The organism is Albimonas pacifica (assembly GCF_900113695.1).
Lineage (GTDB): Bacteria > Pseudomonadota > Alphaproteobacteria > Rhodobacterales > Rhodobacteraceae > Albimonas > Albimonas pacifica.
The window spans coordinates 84,750-103,014 of the sequence record NZ_FOQH01000014.1 but is presented as its reverse complement, the minus strand read 5'-3'; the positions used below and the strand labels follow the sequence as shown (position 1 = coordinate 103,014).

Here is an 18,265-nt window from a genome sequence, read left to right as displayed (position 1 = left end):
CCCGTCCGCCGCTAACCCGAAGGTTCGCGCGACTTGCATGTGTTAAGCCTGCCGCCAGCGTTCGTTCTGAGCCAGGATCAAACTCTCAGGTTGAAACCGAGCCGAAGCTCAGTCCATCTGACGTCTTGGACCTGCATGTCATTACTTACTGGCGACCAATCCCCAACGCCGAAGCGTCGAAGTTGGCCACGTAGTACCTGCTTCATCGTCCACCAGGAGCGTACCCCCGGCTTCCTCAGCAGGCGACATGCAGACCTCAAACCGTCAGGAATATCCCAACAACCCGAACCGTCCGCACGTCCCTTCCAGAACCCGCAATGTCAAAGAGCCGGAGGCCTTCGCCTCCTCGCGTCAAGGTCTTGCTTTCGCTTCCCTTTCCGCCCCGCCGTGTGGGCCGTTGTGTTGGCCGCCCCGTCGGTGAGGGCGGGTTCTAGGGGGATTCCCGGGGAGTGGCAACCGCTTTTTTGACGGGTCCGAGAAGTTTTTGTTCGATTGGTAAAATGATAGCTTCTTCAATGGCTTGCAGATCGCTCCGCGGCACGGAGCCAGTCGGGGGCCTGATTTCCCCCGAGAATCTCCACGGATTTTTCCATCGCCCCCGCCGCGAGACCCGCCCGGGGATCCCGCGGCCCCTGCGCAACCTCGGCCACCGCCGCCGCGGGCCCTGCAAGGAGAGCGACGGCGAGCTCCCCCTCCCCCCCGGCCAGCACCCTCGAGGCGCCGGCGACCGCGGGGACCAGCTGCGCCAGCGGGGTCGCGTCGGGATCCAGCACCCGCACGCCCGCCCCTCGCACGGCCGCGGCCAGCGGAGAGGCCTCGCCCCCCGCCAGCAGCGCCAGCGGCGGGCCGGAGGCTTCGACGCGATCGCCCACGAAGGCCGCGCGCAGGCGGGCGGCGCCGGCGCGCAGATCCGCGGGCGCGGGCGGCGTCTCCAGCCGCCAGGCGACGGGGGCCGAGATCAGCTTGTCCCAGGCGTGCACCTTCACCGCGCGGGGCGCCGTCACGCCGGCGTTCAGCAGCTCCTGCATCCGGTCCAGCCGTCCCAGGCGCAGGGAGACCAGCGCCACCGCGCCCGCGGTCTGCGGGAAGCGGTCGAGGGCGAGGATCGCGGGCAGCGCCTCGGTCAGGATCGCGGCGAGGTCGGCGCGCGCGCCATACCAGCAGGGCGCGATGGCGGGGTAGCGCAGGCGGCTGGGGAAGGTCTGCACGATCCAGTCGGTGGGACGCTCTCCCCCCGGCGGGGGCGGCAGGCGGCGGCCGCCGACGAAGAGCGCCCCCGACATCGGGTTGGCCGAGACCGGGCCCTCGACGCGCAGCAGGCCGCCCTCGGGCGCAGGCGCAGGCGCGCGGCGGGCGGCGGGAAGGACTTCCCAGGCCGCGGACAGCGTCGCGCGCAGGGGGGCGAAGTCGAGACGCGCCCAGGCGGCGCGGGCGGTCGTCAGCATCGGGGCGTCAGCATCGGGGGGCCGGCATCCGGGCTCGGCATCGCGACAGGGGGGTTGGGCATTGCTCCGCCATGCCGGCGCTCCTACGGTCCATCGGCCGCCCGGGCGGGGCGGGATTTCGGGGGCACGATGGCGCGGCCGGTCTTCAACCTCAACCTGTTCTCGAACGTGGCCTCGGCCGATCCGGCGCGGTGCCTCGCGGGGCACGCCGGAGCCAGCTTCCTCGCGGCCTTCGACCCGGAGGCCAGCCACGACCTGCGCATCCGCCTGTTCTGCGACCCCAATCCGAACCCCGAGAGCCTCTGCGCCTGGATCGAGGCCGCCCGCGCGCCCCTGCCCGGGCGCGAGATCGAGGTGGTCGAGACCCGCGGCCTCGCCGACGGCTACCGCCGCTCGATCGAGATGGCCGAGGGGGACTACGCCTGCCAGCTGGAGCATGACTTCGTGTTCCGGCCCGCCGCGATCCCCCACGCGTTGGGGGCGCTGGTCGAGGGGATGGCGACGCACGCGATCACCCACCTGCGCTTCAACAAGCGCTGGAACCGGGCGGTGGGCTACGACCATTTCATGACCCCCCAGCCGCAGGTCCCGTTCCCCTGCGCGCGCGTCTCGGGACGGTCGAACAATCCTCACCTGGTGGACGTGGCCCATGCGCGCGCGCATGTGCTGCCCTTCATCCCCCCCGACGCCCGCAAGGCCGAGGGGCTGGAGGGGGTGGTGGACCTCTACGCCGGCGGGGGGCATGTCTATGGGGCGCTGGGGCATCCGGCGACGGTGGGGCACCTGGACGGGCGGGCGCGGCGCTGGCGGGACGGGATCCGCCGGCGGCTGTGGCTGGCGCGGCAGGCGAAAGGGGGGCGCTGAATGCGGCTGTGGTGGAGCCTTCGCAAGCGGATGGCGCGGCTGGACCGCCGCCCCCGCGTGGTCGAGCGGCTGGGCGCGCGGTGGGAACTGGATCCGTCCGACTGGCTCGACCTGCGCCTGCTCGCCGGCCAGCCGTTCGAGGCGGAGCAGCGGACGCGCTTCGCGCAGATGACGGCCCGGCGGCGGCCCTCGCGGTTCTACGACATCGGGGCGAACTTCGGGCTCTATTCCGTGACGCTGGGGCGGGCGCATCCGGAGCTCGCCATCGAGGCGTTCGAGCCGGTGAGCCGGACGCGGGCGAAGCTCGCGCGCAACCTCGGCCTGAACGGACTGGAGACGCGCGTGCAGGTGCATGCCCTGGCGCTCTCGGACGCGGCCGGGGAGGCGGAGATCGCCATCGACCCGCGCTCCTCGGGGCTCTCGACGCTGTCGGCCTCGGACGCGGAGGCGGCGCGGCGGGCCTTCTCCACCGCCGAGACGATCCGCACCGCGCGGCTCGACGACCTGTCCACGGCGACGGGCGAGACGCTGGCGATCAAGATCGACGTCGAGGGGCACGAGGCGGCGGCGCTGGCCGGCATGGTCCGGGTGCTGGCGGAGAACCGCGGCGGGATGATGATCGAGACCCGCGCGCGCAACGCGCCCGAGGTGCGCGCCCGGCTCGCCGCCGCCGGCTGGCGCGAGACCGGCGCCGTGCAGGAAGAGATCTTCTTCGAGAAGGACTGACCGCGGCCTCGGCGGCGCCGTCGGAGGCCGCGGCGGGTTCCGTCGCGCCCGGGGCGGGCCTTCGGCTCGCCGCGGCGGCGCAGCCTCGGCGCAGGGGGCGGGCGGCGCCCGGCGCGCAGGTCGCGACGACCGCCGGCCTGGCGCCGGAGGCGACCGGGTCGGCCCGCGCTCTCGCGTCGACCGGGGACGTCGACCGGGGACAGCGCCGGGGCCCGGCGGCGGACGAGACCGCGCGCTCGCGTTCTCCTGGCAGGCGGAACCGGCCGGGCGTCGGAGGCCCCCGAACCGCTCAGGACCGGCGCGAGCCGAGGGGCCGAACAGCGGGCGCATGGCGTCGGCGGAGGGGATGAGCGGATCGGAGGGGAGGCAGGGCGCCCGTGTGGGCAGGCGCGCCGCTCGGTCCTGCGTCGCGGCGGCCCGGCCGAGGGCGCCCCGGGCGCGACCCGGGGCCTCCGGCGGCCCGCCTGCGGCGGCGCGACAGGGACGGGTCCGCCCGCCGCCGACCGAAACCGGCCCCCGCGCCGGCGGGGGGATCCGTCCGGCGGGCGGCGGTCAGAACCGCTCCAGCAGGCGGCGGAGGTATTCGAGCTCCACCTCCGGGCGGGTGCGGTCGCCGGCGCGGCGGCGGATCTCGTCGAGGAGTTCGCGGGCGCGCTTCAGCGCCTCCTGCCCCGGCACCTCGGTGTCGGAGCCCTCCAGCGCGCCGCGGTTGGCGGTGGGCCGGCCCAGCGGGTCGCGGCCCTCGTCCTGGGCGTTGGGGTCGCCCTGCCCGGCCCGGTCGCCCTGGCCGTTGCGCGCCTGCTGGGACATCGCCTCGCCGAGCTGGCGGGCGCCCTCGCGCAGGTTCTCCATCGCCTGGACCTGGTCGTCCAACGCCTGGCCGGGGTCGTCGCCCTCCAGCGCCTCGCGGGCGCCGTCCATCGATTCGTCGGCGCCGCGCAGCGCCTCCTCCGCCTCGGGGCTCAGGCCCTGGGGCATGTTGCGGCGCAGCTCCTCCAGCAGCTGGCGCAGCGCCTCCTGCTCCTGGGCCGCGCCGGCCATGCCGTTGCCCTGCTGGTCGCCGCCCATCCCGGGCACGCCCTGCTCGCCCTGGCCGTTCTGGCCGAACTCCTGGCCGCCCTGGCCGCCGCGCTGGCCCTCGCCCTCGCCGGGCTGGCCGGGCTGGCCCTGGCCCTGGCGGCGCTGCATCTCGCCGAAGCTGCGGTCCGCGAGGTCCTGCTGCTCGCGCAGCATGTCGTTGAGCTGGTCGAGGCTCTGCTGACCCTCGCCCTGCTGGCCCTCGCCCCCCTGCTGGGCGCGCATCTGCAGGTTCTGCAGCATCTGGGCCAGCCGCTCGAGCATCTGCTGGGCGGCCTCGGGGTCCTCCTGGGCCATGCGCTCGATCTCGTCGAGCATCTCCTGCAGGTCCTGGCCCGACAGCTCCTGGCCGCCGCGCTGCTCGCCCTGCTGCTCGAGCTGGTCCATGTTCTCCATCGCCTGGCGGGCCATCTCGTTGAGCAGCTCCGCCATCGCCTGGCGCATCTCCTCCATCAGGCGGGAGATCTCCTCGGGCGAGGCGCCGCGCTCGATCGCCTCCGACAGCCGCTCCTTGGCGCGGCGCAGGCGTTCGGCGGCGGAATTCAGGTCCCCCTCCTCCAGCATCAGCGCGGCCTGCCAGAGCATGTCCATGACCGAGGCCACCTCCTCCGACTCGCGCCCGTCGGCGAGCGCGTAGTCCAGCCGGCGGATGGCGGAGCGGATCATCAGGTAGGGGCCGGCGAGGCTGTCGAACCAGTCGTCGGGATAGGCGGTGGCCGCCTTCAGCCGCTGCGAGGCGGGGGGGAGGTTGGACATCGACCAGGCCATGGCGCGGCGCTCCTCGACCAGCGCGCGGGCCATCGGGTCGTAGAAGGGACGTGCGGGCAGGATCGCCGCGCGGGGGCCGGCGGTCGCGGTCTGGCCCAGCGCATCCTCGGCGTGCAGCGTCACGGTCACCGGCAGGCCGGCCCAGCCATGCTCGGTCAGGTCCTCGATCAGCGCCTCGCGCACCTGCTCGGCGGCGCCGGTCAGGGGCAGCGGCAGCTCGATCTCGATCGCCTCCTCGAGCCCCGGGGGCGGCGGCGCCATCGCCTCGTCCTGCGTCCCGGTCCGGGCGAGCAGCGCCGCGCGGTCAAGCGCGACGACCGCCCAGGCGGTGGTCACGCCGTGGTCGTCCGAGGCCTCGAAGGCGACGCGCAGGGCGCCGGTCTCGGCCGCGCCCACGGCGGGGCCGGCCTCGTCGTCGAAGGCGATGGCGGGGGGCGCGTCCTCGCCGATCTCGAAGGACCAGGAGACGGCCGAGCCCTGGCCGGGATCGACGCTCAGCGAGCCGGTCCGCGCGGCCTCCATCTGCAGGTCCCAGGTCTGCTCGCCGAAGGGGGCGAGCGCCACCGCCTCGCCGGAGATGTCCTGGGTCATCGCCGGGGTCTCGGCGGCGTTGTAGACGCGCAGCGAGATGCGCGAGCCCTGCGGCAGCGCCACGGTCTGGCCGACGCGCTCGGTCAGGTAGACCATCTGCGCGCCGGTGTAGGAGGGGGGCGTGGCCCAGGCCTCGACCGAGGGGCGGATCTCGGCCGCGCCGGCGGGGCCGGCGCCGGGGTCGAAGGCCGCGACCACCCGGTCGCCGCCGCCGCCCGCCGCGGCCAGCAGGCCGAACAGCAGCAGACCCAGCGCCGTGAGGCGGAAGGCCAGCGGATCGCGCGACGACAGGCGCAGCTCGGCGGCGCGGGCCTTCAGCAGGCCCGCCTGCTCGGCCATGCGGCGCTGGTGGGCGGCCCAGACGGCGCGGGCGCCCTGGTCGGACTGGCCGGTCGCCTGCCGGTCGGCGAGCGCGGCCAGCGGCCGGTCGGCATGGTCGATCTCGAGCGAGGCGCGCGCCTCGGCCGGGGTCGGGCGGCGGAAGGCGCGCCAGCCCCACACGAGCGTCGCGACCAGGCCCAGCGCGAAGGCGACCAGGGACCCGACATGCGCCCAGCGCGGCATCGCCTCGAACGCGCCGGCGAGCGCGAGGCCGAGGAAGCCCGCGACCACGGCGTAGGCGGGCCAGGCGCATTGGACGATCCGCTCCAGCCAAAGCGCGCGCAGGGCGCGGCGGGTCTGGCGGGCGATGCGCGCGGTCACGGCGTCGACGCCGCGCGGGTCCGTCCGGGGATCGACGCCGTCGGCGCCGCCCTGCGGGTCGGTCCGGGGGTCCTCGGTGGGACGGGTCATTCAGCGGCCCTCCGCGCCAGGGGGCCCCGCGCGACCCGGCATAGGGCGCGGCGAGGCGAGTCGCCCGGACGCGGCCGCGCCGGACGTCAGGCGGTCCAGGCGGGGATGGTATCGCGCGCGAGCATCTCTTCAAAGCTGGGACGCGCGCGGACCACGGCGAATTGATCGCCGTTCACCAGGACCTCCGGGACCAGTCTGCGCCCATTGTATTCAGAAGACATGACCGCGCCATACGCGCCTGCGCTGCGGAACGCGACCAAATCGCCCGGCCCCAGCGGCGGCAGCGGCCGCGCCCGGGCGAAGGTGTCGCCGGTCTCGCAGATCGGGCCGACGACGTCGACCTCGGCCTTCTCGACGCCGGGGGCGGGCTCTTTCAGGGGCACGATGTCGTGCCAGGCGTCGTACATCGCCGGCCGGATCAGGTCGTTCATGGCGGCGTCCAGCACCAGGAACTCCCGCCCCTCGCCCTGCTTGCGGTAGATGACCTCCGAGACCAGGATCCCGGCGTTGCCGGCGATCAGGCGGCCGGGCTCGATCTCGATCTCGCAGCCGAGATCCCCGACGGTGCGCTTGACCAGCGCGCCGTAGTCGAAGGGCAGCGGCGGCGCCTCGTTGGCCTGGCGGTAGGGGATGCCCAGCCCCCCGCCCAGGTCGATGCGGCGGATGTCGTGGCCGTCCTCGCGCAGCAGGCGGGTCAGCTCGGCGACCTTCCGGAAGGCGCTCTCGAAGGGCGCGAGGTCGGTGAGCTGGCTGCCGATATGCACGTCGACGCCCATCGCCTCGATCCCCGGCAGGGACTTCGCGCGGGCATAGGCCTCCCGCGCGCGCGAGATCGGGATGCCGAACTTGTTCTCCGACTTGCCGGTGGCGATCTTGGCGTGGGTCTTCGCGTCCACGTCGGGGTTCACGCGCAGCGCCACCGGGGCGACGGCGTTGTTCGCCACGGCGACGCGGGAGACGAGCTCCAGCTCCTCGAAGCTCTCGACATTGAGCTGGCGGACGTTGTGGGCGAGCGCGAAGGCGATCTCGTCCGCCGTCTTGCCGACGCCCGAGAACACCACCCGCCCGCCCGGCACGCCGGCCGCGAGCGCCCGGCGGAACTCGCCCTCCGAGACCACGTCCATGCCGGCGCCGAGATCTCCCAGGGTTTTCAGGACCGCGAGGTTGCCGTTCGCCTTCACCGCGTAGGCGATCAGGTGGGGCATGCCCGAGAGCGCCTCGTCGAAGACCCGGTAGTGCCGGGTCAGCGTGGCGGTCGAATAGATATAGAGGGGCGTGCCCACCGCCGCGACGATGTCGGCGACGCGGACCTCTTCGGCATGGAGCTCGCCGTTGCGGTAGAGGAAGTGATCCATCGAAGTCCCCCGGGGAAGCGTTGCGAGGCGGGGTAAGGGGGAAACGCCCGTGGGACAAGGGGGAAGCGGTCTGCAGGCGCCCTGCGGGCGGGCTTGGCTGCGTCGGCGCGTGGGGGGAGGGTGAGAGGGATTTCCGAGTGGGGAGCCTCCGGCGGGCTCCGGAACCCACCCAAGAACAAGCCCCGCGCCTGTTCTCCGGAGCCGTCCATCGCCGGGGCTGCCTGAGCGACTCGCCCCCTCCGGTCAAGGACAAGCCGCGCAAGCGCGGTCGCTTCGCGATCCTTGACCGGAGGGGCCGAGTCGCTCTGATCGGCGCCCGCGATGGACGGCTCCGGAGAACAGGCGCTTTGCGGGGGCGGCCCTCGGGCGCGCCTTGCGGCAAGCGCGGGTGTGGACACCGGGCGCGGGAAAGGTAGAACGCGCAGGGCAACTGGCGCAGCGGAGCGACGCGATGAAGTTCACCCTCTCCTGGCTCAAGGAGCACCTCGACACCGAGGCCACCGCCGAGGAGATCGCCGAGACCCTCACCGACCTCGGGCTGGAGCTCGAGTCGCTGGAGGATCCCTCGGCGTCGCTCGGCGCCTTCACCATCTGCCGCGTGATCGAGGCCGGGCCCCATCCCGACGCCGACCGCCTGCGCCTGTGCCGGGTCGAGACCTGGCCCAACGGCCCCGCCTCCCCCTCCGAGGAGGTGCAGGTCGTCTGCGGCGCGCCCAACGCGCGCACCGGGCTGATCGGCGTCTTCGCCCGCCCCGGCACGCACATCCCCGGCACCGGCGTCGACCTCAAGCCCGGCGTGATCCGCGGCGTCGAGTCGAACGGCATGCTGTGCTCGGAGCGCGAGCTGATGGTCTCCGACGACCATGACGGCATCATCGACCTGCCCGAGAGCGCGCCGCTGGGCGCGCGCTATATCGACTATGCGGGGCTGAACGATCCGGTCTTCGACATCGCCATCACCCCCAACCGGCCCGACGCGCTGGGCGTGGCGGGCGTGGCGCGGGATCTCGCGGCGCGCGGCATCGGTCGGGTGAAGACGCCGGCGATCGAGGCGGTGGAAGGCAAGTTCCCCTCGCCGATCGCGGTGAAGATCGCCGACGACGTGGCCGCGGGCGCCTGCCCGGTCTTCGCCGGCCGCCTGATCCGCGGCGTGCAGAACGGGCCCTCGCCGGCCTGGCTGCAGAAGAAGCTGCGCGCCATCGGCCTGCGCCCGATCTCGAAGCTGGTGGATATCACCAACCTGATCACCTTCGACCGCGGCCGCCCGCTGCACGTCTTCGACGCCGCGAAAGTGACGGGCGACCTGGTGGTGCGCTTCTCGCGCGAGGGCGAGGCGCTGCTGGCGCTCGACGGCAAGACCTATGTCCTGCCCGAGGGCGTCACCGTGATCGCCGACGACAATGGCGTGGAATCGCTCGGCGGCATCATGGGCGGCGAGCACTCGGGCTGCACCGAGGAGACCACGGACGTCTTCGTCGAGGCCGCCTGGTTCGACCCAGTGCGCACCGCCCTCTCGGGCCGCAAGCTGAAGATCAACTCCGACGCCCGCTACCGCTTCGACCGCGGCGTGGACCCGGAGAGCTGCGTGGACGGCATCGAGCTCGCCACCAAGCTGATCCTGGAGCTCTGCGGCGGCGAGCCCTCCGAGGTGCTGGTGGCGGGCAAGACCCCCGACACCGCGCGCAGCTACCGGCTGGACCCGGCCCGCTGCGCCTCCCTCGTCGGCATGGACATCCCGGAGGCGGAGCAGCGCCGGATCCTCGAGGCGCTCGGCTTCACCCCCCGGGACGAGGACGGGAAGATCATGGTCGGCGTGCCGTCCTGGCGGCCGGACGTGATGGGCGAGGCGGACCTGGTCGAGGAGGTCGCCCGCGTCGCCTCCCTGACCAAGCTCGAAGCGAAGCCCCTGCCGCGGATCTCCTCCGGCGTCACCCGCCCGACCCTGACGCTGGGCCAGAAGCGCGAGGCGCAGGTGCGCCGCACGCTCGCCGCCCAGGGCATGAACGAGTGCGTGACCTACTCCTTCATCGCCCAGACCCAGGCCGCGGCCTTCGGCGGCGGCGACGACTCGGTGCGCCTGGAGAACCCCATTTCCTCGGAAATGAGCCACATGCGCCCCGACCCCCTGCCCGGCCTGCTGGCCGCGGCCGCGCGCAACCAGGCCCGCGGCGCGGCCGAGATCGCCCTCTTCGAGATCGGCCCCGGCTGGTCGGGCGGCGAGCCGGAGGACCAGCGCATCACCGCCTCGGGCGTGATCGTCGGCGCCACCGCGCCACGCGAGTGGTCCGGCGCCCGCCGCGCCCCCGACCTCTGGGATGCCAAGGCGGCGGCCGAGGCCGCGCTCTCCGCCCTCAACGTCAATGTCGAGCGGCTGATGCCCCTTCGCCAGGCGCCGGAGTGGTTCCACCCCGGCCGCTCGGCGGTGCTGGGCCTCGGCCCCAAGAACCCGCTGGCGGTGTTCGGCGAGCTGCATCCCCGCGCGCTCGAGGCGATGGACGTGAAGGGCCCCGCGGTCGCCTTCACCATCTACCTCGACAACGTCCCCGCCCCGAAGTCGCGCGCCATCGCCCGCCCGGCGCTGGCCGCCTCCGACTTCCAGGCGGTCGAGCGGGACTTCGCCTTCGTGGTGGACGCCCGGACCGAGGCCGAGACGCTGCTGCGCGCCGCCCGCGGCGCCGACAAGAAGCTGGTGGAAAGCGCCGCGATTTTCGACGTCTTCGACGGGCCCCGGGCCGCGCAGTCGCTGGGCGAGGGCAAGAAGAGCCTCGCGCTCTCGATCCGCCTGCAGCCGCGCGACCGCACGCTGACCGACGAGGAGATCGAGGCGGTGGCGAAGAAGGTCGTGGCCGCCGTGACCAAGGCCACCGGCGGCGAACTGCGCGGCTGAGGCCGGCCGGACCGATGCGCAAGGGCCCGCGGAGAGATCCTCCGCGGGCCCTTCTGCTTGTCGGCCCCGGCGCCGCCCGGGTCACGCCGGCGGAGGCTCGCCTTCGCCGGGCCGGGGATCGCCGGGGAGCGTCGCGCGACGCCGGCGCCGGGGCCCGGCGCGCCGCTCAGCCCCGCAGGGGCAGGCACAGCTCGGTGCGCAGCTCCGCCTCGGGGGTCGAGGACGGCTCGTCGAGGTAGATCTCCAGCGCCGGGCGGTCGTCCGGCTCCTCCCCGCTTTCGGGCAGCCACAGGCCGTAGAGGCGGCGAAAGGCGTCGGGAATGCCGGCGTAGGGGCCGTGCAGGGTGTGGATCGCCCAGCGCCCGGCGGGCAGACGCTCCAGCTCCAGTCCCTCGGGCACGGCGGGCGGCGGGGCGGCGAGCGCGATGCAGGCGTCCGCGCGCAGGGTCTCGGGCGGCGCGCTCTCGGGGTCGTCGTGGTAGAGGCCGATCATCGGCCCGGCCGGCGCCAGCCCCGCGGCGCCGGCGCGCGCGCCCAGCTCGCCGAAGGCGCGCGAGATGCGGTCGTAGGGGCCGATGTGGCGGCGCTTGAGCAGCAGCATCGCGGGACGGGGTTCGACGCGGACCTCCATGGTCGTGCCTCCTTGCAGGGGTTCGAGGGCGAGGGTCAGGCTGCGCGGATCCAGCCGCAGCGCCGGCGGCAGGGGCGGCGCGTAGGCGGGCCGCGGCCAGGGCCCGCGCCAGTCGCGCGGGGCGAGGCCGTAGGCGGCGCGGAAGGCGCGGGAGAAAGCCTCCGGGCTCTCGTAGCCGGCGTCGAGCGCGACGTTCAGCACCGTGGCCTGCGGGTCCAGCAGCGCCCGCGCCGCCCGCTCCAGCCGCAGGCGGCGGGCGACGGCGGCGGGGGATTCGCCGACCATGGCCCGGAAGATGCGCAGGAAATGGAAGGGCGAGTAGGCGGCCGCCTCGGCCAGCGCCGCGCCGCCGCCGGGATCGGCGGGGTCGGCGTTCAGCCGCTCGATCGCGCGGGCGATGCGGCGGTGGCAGCTCTCGCGGGTGACGTCCTTCATCGGCGATCTCCTCTCGACGCCGATCCTGGCGCCGGAGGGTCCTCCGCGTCCTGACGGGAATTGCGCAACCGCGCGGGGCTACTCCGCCGGGACGGTCGCGCCGGGGCCGGTCTCCGGGCCGGCCGGGGGGCGGGCGCGGGCCCGCCGCCGGAAGCTGCCCGGCAGGGGCGAGAGACCGTCGGCCGCGGGATCGACCGGCTCGCCGCGGGCGAGCTGCTCGGCCTTCTCCGCCCGTCTCGCCGCGCGCCAGGCGCGCAGGAAGCGGAAGTCCATGTAGCCCATGAAGAGGGCGGCGCCGATGAACATCATCACCACGTAGGCCACCCGCGGCGCGAAGCTGTCGACCGTCTGGGGCACCACGAACAGCGCCAGCCCCGAGACCAGCTCCTGCGGGGAGACGAAGGCGATGTTGACCAGGTTGATCCCGAAATGCAGCCCGATGGCCGCGCCCAGGTTGGCGGTGCGCGAGGTCACCGCCGCCATCACCAGGCCGAAGAAGAAGTGATACCAGGAGAAGCCCAGCCAGGCCCCCTCGGTCGGGTGGGCGAAGCCGAACAGGATCGAGGGCGCCACCGACCAGCCGATGATCGACAGCGAGCGCGCCGCGAACTGCTGGAGCAGGTAGCCGCGGAACAGCATCTCCTCGGCCGCGCACTGCACGAAGATCAGGGGGGCCGCGAGCAGCGCCAGCCCCAGCCAGCCGGCGAGGTTGGGGAACACCTCGATCTCGCCGCCGTCGACCAGCATCAGCGGCAGCCAGGCCGCCGCCCCGACCGCCAGCGCCACCGCCAGTCCCAGGCGGAAGTGGCGCCAGTCGATCTTGCCCTGCGGTCCGAACAGCGTGTTGGCCGGGCGGCGGTGCACCAGCGGCAGCACCACCCAAAGGGCCGGCCACACCGCCAGGAACGCGCCCAGCGTCAGCAGCACCCCCAGCGGCGAGTGGACGGTCGACGCCTCCCGCGCGGCGGCGCCGTCGTGGCCCAGCAGGGCCGCGGCCATGCCCAGCCGGGCCACCTTCACGAACAGGAACACGAAGGCGACGGTCAGCGCGACCCCCGCGACCGTGCGCACCACGCCCGCCCCGCGCAGGGCGGGTTCGGCGTAGGCCACGAGCGGGTGGGTGAATCGAGTCATGTCTCGCCGCTACGGCTTGGCCCGCATGCCGGACCGATTCCGCGAAGATAAGAGCCGGGCGACGCGCCGTCCAGTCGAATGCTTCATTAACTGTTCATGTTACGGACAAGAACCCGCGAGCCCTCCGGCCGCCGTTTCTTGGCCGCGGATCGCCCCGGTCGCGATGCCGCGGCGCACTCTCCCGGCGGCAGGCCTTTCCTCAGGGCCGAGGCCCGCGTATCGTCCCGGCGCAAACATCAAGGACGGGTCCGCCGTCCGCCGGGAGGAATACCGTCCGTTTCGGGCCCCCGTTCCAAAGCCTCTCATTCAGCGAAGCCGATGGACGCCAAGACCAGCCTGAAGAGCCGCCTGCCCTCGCGCCACGTGACCGAGGGGCCCGAGCGCGCGCCCAACCGCTCCTTCTTCCACGCCATGGGGCTTTCGGACGAGGAGATCCACCGTCCCTTCGTCGGCGTCGCCTCGTGCTGGAACGAGGCCGCGCCGTGCAACATCGCCCTTTCGCGCCAGGCGCAGGCGGCGAAGCTCGGCGTGAAGGAGGCGGGCGGCACGCCCCGCGAATTCACCACCATCACCGTGACCGACGGCATCGCCATGGGCCACGAGGGCATGCGCTCCTCGCTCGCCAGCCGCGAGGCGATCGCCGACACGGTCGAACTCACCATGCGCGGCCACGCCTACGACGCGCTGGTCGGCCTCGCGGGCTGCGACAAGTCCCTGCCCGGGATGATGATGGCGATGGTCCGCCTGAACGTGCCCTCGGTCTTCGTCTACGGCGGCTCGATCCTGCCCGGCCGCCTCGACGGCCGCGACCTCACCGTCCAGGACGTCTTCGAGGCGGTGGGAAAACACCAGGCCGGAGAGATCTCCGACGCCGAGCTGACCCTGATCGAGCGCGCCGCCTGCCCCTCGGCCGGCGCCTGCGGCGGCCAGTTCACCGCCAACACCATGGCCTGCGTCTCCGAGGCCATCGGCCTCGCCCTGCCGCTCTCGTCGGGCGCCCCGGCCCCCTACGAAAGCCGCGACCAGTTCTGCGAGGCTTCGGGCCGCGCGGTGATGGCGCTGGTCCACTCCAACCTGCGCCCGCGCGACATCGTCACCCGCAAGAGCCTCGAGAACGCCGCCCGCGTGGTCGCCTGCACCGGCGGGTCGACCAACGGCGGCCTGCACCTGCCCGCCATCGCCCACGAGGCGGGGATCGAGTTCACCCTCGACGACGTCTGCGAGATCTTCCGCTCGACCCCCTATTTCGTCGACCTGGTCCCCGGCGGCCGCTACGTGGCCAAGGACCTCTACGAGGCCGGCGGCGTGCCGATCGTGCTCAAGGAGCTGGCGAAAGCCGGCCTCCTGCACCTCGACTGCCCGACGGTGACCGGCAAGACCATGGGCGAGAACCTCGAGGAGGTGACCGGCAAGCCCGACGGCCGCGTCATCCATCCCATCGAGACCCCGATCACCCCCACCGGCGGCGTGGTCGGCCTGAAGGGCAACCTCGCGCCCGACGGGGCGATCGTGAAGGTCGCGGGCATCGCGGCCGAGAACCAGGTCTTCACCGGCCCCGCCCGCGTCTTCGAATGCGAGGAGGACGCCTACGCCGCCGTCAAGGCGCGCTCCTACAAGGAAGGCGAGGTCATCGTGATCCGCAACGAGGGCCCCGCCGGCGGCCCCGGCATGCGCGAGATGCTGGCCACCACCGCCGCCCTCTCCGGCCAGGGGATGGGCAAGAAGGTGGCGCTGATCACCGACGGGCGCTTCTCGGGCGCCACGCGCGGCTTCTGCGTGGGCCATGTCGGGCCGGAGGCCGCCCACGGCGGTCCCATCGCCCTGCTGCGCACCGGCGACATGATCACCATCGACGCGATCGAGGGCGTGCTCTCGGTCGATCTCTCGGACGAGGAACTGGCGGCGCGCAAGGCCGAATGGCCCGGGCCCCGTCCCACGAACTACGCCACGGGGGCGCTTTGGAAATACGCGAAACTGGTGGGCTCGGCCCGCTACGGCGCGGTCACCCATCCGGGCGGCGCCGCAGAGACGCATGTCTACGCCGACCTGTGACCCGGACCCCCGCGTGACCCCGGCCCCCCTGCGTCCCGTCGTCCGCGGCGCCCTGCGCCGCGGCCGGCCTCTCCCTGCGTTGCTTCTGGGCGCCGCCGCGCTCGCGCTCGCCGGCTGCGTGCCGCCGGGGGCGCCCAAGCCCGGCCAGACGCCCCCCGCCGACGCCGCCGCCGCGGTGCAGGCGGGCGGGCGGACGGTGGTGATCACGCCCCCCACCGGCTTCTGCGTCGACCCCGACTCGGTCCGCCCCCAGGGCGCCGCGGCCTTCGTGCTGATCGAGGACTGCGCGCTCGCCGGCGCCGCCGACGCGCTGACCGCGCCCGACGCCGCCCCCGACCAGCCCATCGCCCAGCCGGCGCTGGTGGACGGGCTGGTGACCCTCTCCATCGGCGCCCAGCCCCTGTTCGAGAGCGCGCCCGAGGCGGGGTTCAAGGCGCTCGAGGCGTTCCTGCGCTCCGAGGACGGGCGCACCTCCGCCGGTCTCGGCGGCGACGCCTCGGCGGTGAAGATCGTCGAGTCGCGCCAGGTGGGCGACACGCTCTACGTGCTGGTCGAGGACAAGGGCCGCAACGCGGTGCCGATCCTGGGCGAGCGCTTCTGGCGAGCCTTCACCGAGATCAACCAGCGCGCCACCATCGCCTCGCTGGGGGTCTTCGACAGCTCCTCGATGCGCGACGGCGCCAAGCTCGCGCATCTGGCCCGGGTGGTGACCGCGCTGAAGGAAGGCAACGGCGACGCGCCGGGAGAGGCCGAGCTGCGCCTCGCGGCGACCGCGCCCGTGGCCTCGCCGACGCCCGCGCCCGCCCCCGACGCGCCCCCCAAGCCCGGCGCCCGGACGGTGGCCCAGGGCCCCGTCGACACGCCCCCGGCCCCGCGCCCCGGAAGCTGAGCGGAGGCCGGGGCGCCCCCGCCCTGCCCGGCCGGCCCCGGCCCGGGGGTCGGCCTCAGTCGGGGTCCCGCCGCCGCCGCGCACGCTGCAGCGCGTCGGAGAAGGCCGCGGCCATGATGCCCGCCGGCAGCGCCACCAGCGCCACCGAGAACAGCGCCGTCAGCCCCGCGATCACCCGCCCCGCCGCCGTCACCGGCGTCGCGTCGCCGTAGCCCACCGTGGTCAGCGTCACCACCGACCACCACATCGCCCGCGGGATCGAGCCGAAGACCTCCGGCTGCACCGCCCGCTCGGCCACGTACATCGCGATGGAGGCCGCCATCAGCACCAGGCCCGCCACCGTGAAGCTGACCGCCAGCTCCAGCCGCCGCTCGTGCACCGCGCGCGTCACCTCCCGCGCCGCCCGCGCCATGGCGGTGTCGGACCCCGAGACGAACACCCTCAGCAGCCGCAGCAGCCGCAGCATCGCCGAGAGGCCGTAGCCCGCCCCCGTCGCCACCTCGATCCAGATGCCCGCCAGCGCCAGCAGGTCCAGCGAGGCGTGCCACCCCGTCGGCCCCCGCAGCGAGCGCCAGCCCAGCGCGCGCCAGTGCGGGCTCTCGGGCTTCACCCAGACCCGGCCGGCGAATTCCACGGTGAAGAAGACCGCGCAGACCGTCAGCAGCCGCACCAGCCAGGGATGCAGCCCCGCCAGCGCCGGCTCGGTCAGCAGGGCGGCGGCGAGGCAGGACAGCGCCACCATCCCCGCCACCGCCGAGTTCAGCGGCGACATCAGCTCGCCATGCCAGCCGTCGGAATCGAGCTGCGAATAGAGCCGCAGGCGCAGCCGCCCCAGCCGCCCCGGGGGCGCGTCCTCGTCCTGGTCCTCGTCGCGCTCGCGCATCCGGCCGGCCCCCCTGCCCTGTTCGCCCCGCGTCCCGCGCAGGACCGCGGGGCGCGCGCCGCCGCGGGCGGGCTCAGGCGGCGCCGCGCTCGGCCATCGCCTTCGCCTGCTCGCGCAGGGCGAACTTCTGAACCTTGCCGGTGGAGGTCTTGGGAAGCTCCCCGAAGATCACCTTGCGCGGCGCCTTGAAGTGGGCGAGCTCGGCCCGGCAATGGGCGACGATCTCCGCCTCCGTCGCCTCGCGCCCCTCGCGCAGCTCGACGAAGGCGCAGGGCGTCTCGCCCCATTTCTCGTCCGGCAGGGCCACCACCGCGCACATGGCGACGGCGGGGTGGCGATAGAGCGTCTCCTCGACCTCGATCGAGGAGATGTTCTCGCCGCCCGAGATGATGATGTCCTTCGAGCGGTCCTTGAGCTGGATCCACCCGTCGGGATGCTTGACCGCCAGATCGCCGGACCAGAACCAGCCGCCCTTCAGCGCCTTCTCGGTCGCGGAGGGGTTCTTGAAGTAGCCCTTCATCACGACGTTGCCGGCGAAGGCGACCTCGCCCATGGTCTCGCCGTCGGCGGGGACCGGGGCCATGGTCCTGGGGTCCAGCACGTCCAGCGCCTCGAGGGCTGCGTAGCGGATCCCCTGGCGGGCCTTCAGGCGGGCCTGCTCCTTCGCCGGCAGGGCGTCCCACTCGGGCTTCCACTCGTTGATCACGGCGGGGCCGTAGACCTCGGTCAGGCCGTAGACATGGGTGACCTTGAAGCCCGCCTCGGCCATTGCGGCGAGCGTCGCCTCGGGCGGGGGCGCGGCGGCGGTCAGGAACTCGACCGCATGGGGCAGCGGGCGCTTGTCGGCCTCGGGCGCGTTGAGCAGCGTCGACATCACGATGGGCGCGCCGCACATGTGGGTCACGCCATGCTCGGCGATCGCCTCGAAGATCGGCTTCGCGCGCACCGCGCGCAGGCACACATGCGTCCCGGCCTTCGCCGAGATCGTCCAGGGGAAGCACCAGCCGTTGCAGTGGAACATCGGCAGCGTCCACAGGTAGACCGGGTGCTGGCCCATGCCGGAATGGATCACGTTCCCCGTGGCCAGCAGCATCGCGCCGCGGTGGTGGTAGACCACCCCCTTGGGATCGCCCGTGGTGCCGGAGGTGTAGTTCAGCGCGATCGCGTCCCACTCGTCGCCCGGCCCCGGCCCCTCGAAGCCCGGATCGCCGGCGCCGATGAAGGCGTCGTAATCCTCCCAGTCGCCGGCGGCCTCATGGGTCTCCGGCGCGGCCGGGTCGCGATAGGCGATCACCCGCGGGCTGACCGAGGCGCGCGACAGCGCCTCCTTCGCGAGCGGGACCAGCTCGGCGTCCACGATCAGCACCTTGGCCTCGGCATGGTCGAGGATGAAGGCGATCCCCGCCGCATCCAGCCGCGTGTTCACCGCGTTGAGCACCGCGCCGATCATCGCGGGGCCGTAGTGGCACTCCAGCATCGCCGGCGTGTTGAACAAGAGCGCCGAGACCACGTCGTCCCGCCCGATCCCCATCCCCTCCAGCGCTGAGGCCAGCCGGCGCGCGCGCGCCCGCAGCTCGGCGTAGGAGCGTCGCTCGTCGCCGTTGATCACCGCCACGTGCTCGGGGAAGGCGTCGGCGGCCCGGTCGAGCAGGCTCAGCGGCGTGAGGGGTCGGTGGTTGGCGCGGTTGCGCTCGAGACCGAGGGCGAAGGGCGAGGTCATGGGCGTCCTCCCTGGA

General features: G+C 73.8%; 12 protein-coding genes and 1 rRNA gene. 5 read left to right on the top strand and 8 right to left on the bottom strand.

Going from position 1 to position 18,265, the window contains the following annotated elements:
* Positions 1-93 (bottom strand): 16S ribosomal RNA (locus BM064_RS24150); the annotation flags it as partial.
* Positions 94-512: 419 nt separating this feature from the next.
* Entirely contained in the window at positions 513-1,445 is a 933-nt protein-coding gene (locus BM064_RS24145; protein ID WP_092865284.1) for a hypothetical protein, read from the bottom strand.
* A 129-nt stretch (positions 1,446-1,574) separates the two neighbouring features.
* On the opposite strand from BM064_RS24145, the gene BM064_RS24140 reads away from it, so the two are divergent.
* Positions 1,575-2,309: a hypothetical protein gene (locus tag BM064_RS24140; protein ID WP_092865281.1), complete on the top strand. Its 735-nt coding sequence runs from the start codon at positions 1,575-1,577 to the stop codon at positions 2,307-2,309.
* Entirely contained in the window at positions 2,310-3,035 is a 726-nt protein-coding gene (locus BM064_RS24135) for an FkbM family methyltransferase (protein WP_092865278.1), read from the top strand.
* A 552-nt stretch (positions 3,036-3,587) separates the two neighbouring features.
* On the opposite strand, the gene BM064_RS24130 is transcribed toward BM064_RS24135, so the two are convergent.
* Positions 3,588-6,263 (bottom strand): TIGR02302 family protein, encoded by a 2,676-nt coding sequence (locus tag BM064_RS24130; protein WP_092865275.1) that lies wholly within the window; start codon positions 6,261-6,263, stop codon positions 3,588-3,590.
* Between the two features lie 86 nt (positions 6,264-6,349).
* Positions 6,350-7,618: a diaminopimelate decarboxylase gene (lysA, locus tag BM064_RS24125; RefSeq protein ID WP_092865272.1), complete on the bottom strand. Its 1,269-nt coding sequence runs from the start codon at positions 7,616-7,618 to the stop codon at positions 6,350-6,352.
* Between the two features lie 451 nt (positions 7,619-8,069).
* On the opposite strand from lysA, the gene pheT reads away from it, so the two are divergent.
* The gene (gene pheT, locus BM064_RS24120; RefSeq protein ID WP_092865269.1) at positions 8,070-10,505 is read left to right on the top strand and encodes a phenylalanine--tRNA ligase subunit beta; all 2,436 of its coding nucleotides are present in this window, start codon (positions 8,070-8,072) and stop codon (positions 10,503-10,505) included.
* Positions 10,506-10,671: 166 nt separating this feature from the next.
* Here pheT and BM064_RS24115 read toward each other — a convergent pair whose 3' ends face one another.
* Both BM064_RS24115 and BM064_RS24110 read right to left on the bottom strand, forming a co-directional pair.
* Positions 10,672-11,571, bottom strand: a complete 900-nt coding sequence (locus tag BM064_RS24115; protein WP_092865266.1) for an AraC family transcriptional regulator — start codon at positions 11,569-11,571, stop codon at positions 10,672-10,674.
* 78 nt (positions 11,572-11,649) lie between these two features.
* Positions 11,650-12,705, bottom strand: a complete 1,056-nt coding sequence (locus BM064_RS24110; protein WP_092865263.1) for a CPBP family intramembrane glutamic endopeptidase — start codon at positions 12,703-12,705, stop codon at positions 11,650-11,652.
* Between the two features lie 318 nt (positions 12,706-13,023).
* Here BM064_RS24110 and ilvD point away from each other — a divergent pair, with 318 nt between their 5' ends.
* Entirely contained in the window at positions 13,024-14,757 is a 1,734-nt protein-coding gene (gene ilvD, locus BM064_RS24105) for a dihydroxy-acid dehydratase (RefSeq protein WP_092865260.1), read from the top strand.
* A gap of 13 nt (positions 14,758-14,770) precedes the next feature.
* Positions 14,771-15,646 (top strand): hypothetical protein, encoded by an 876-nt coding sequence (locus BM064_RS24100; protein ID WP_092865257.1) that lies wholly within the window; start codon positions 14,771-14,773, stop codon positions 15,644-15,646.
* 55 nt (positions 15,647-15,701) lie between these two features.
* On the opposite strand, the gene BM064_RS24095 is transcribed toward BM064_RS24100, so the two are convergent.
* Positions 15,702-16,529, bottom strand: coding sequence for a potassium channel family protein (locus tag BM064_RS24095; protein WP_092865254.1), 828 nt, complete (start codon positions 16,527-16,529; stop codon positions 15,702-15,704).
* A 73-nt stretch (positions 16,530-16,602) separates the two neighbouring features.
* On the bottom strand, positions 16,603-18,249 hold the full coding sequence (locus tag BM064_RS24090) for an acyl-CoA synthetase (protein ID WP_092865251.1): 1,647 nt from the start codon (positions 18,247-18,249) through the stop codon (positions 16,603-16,605).
* Between the last annotated feature and the right edge of the window lie 16 nt (positions 18,250-18,265).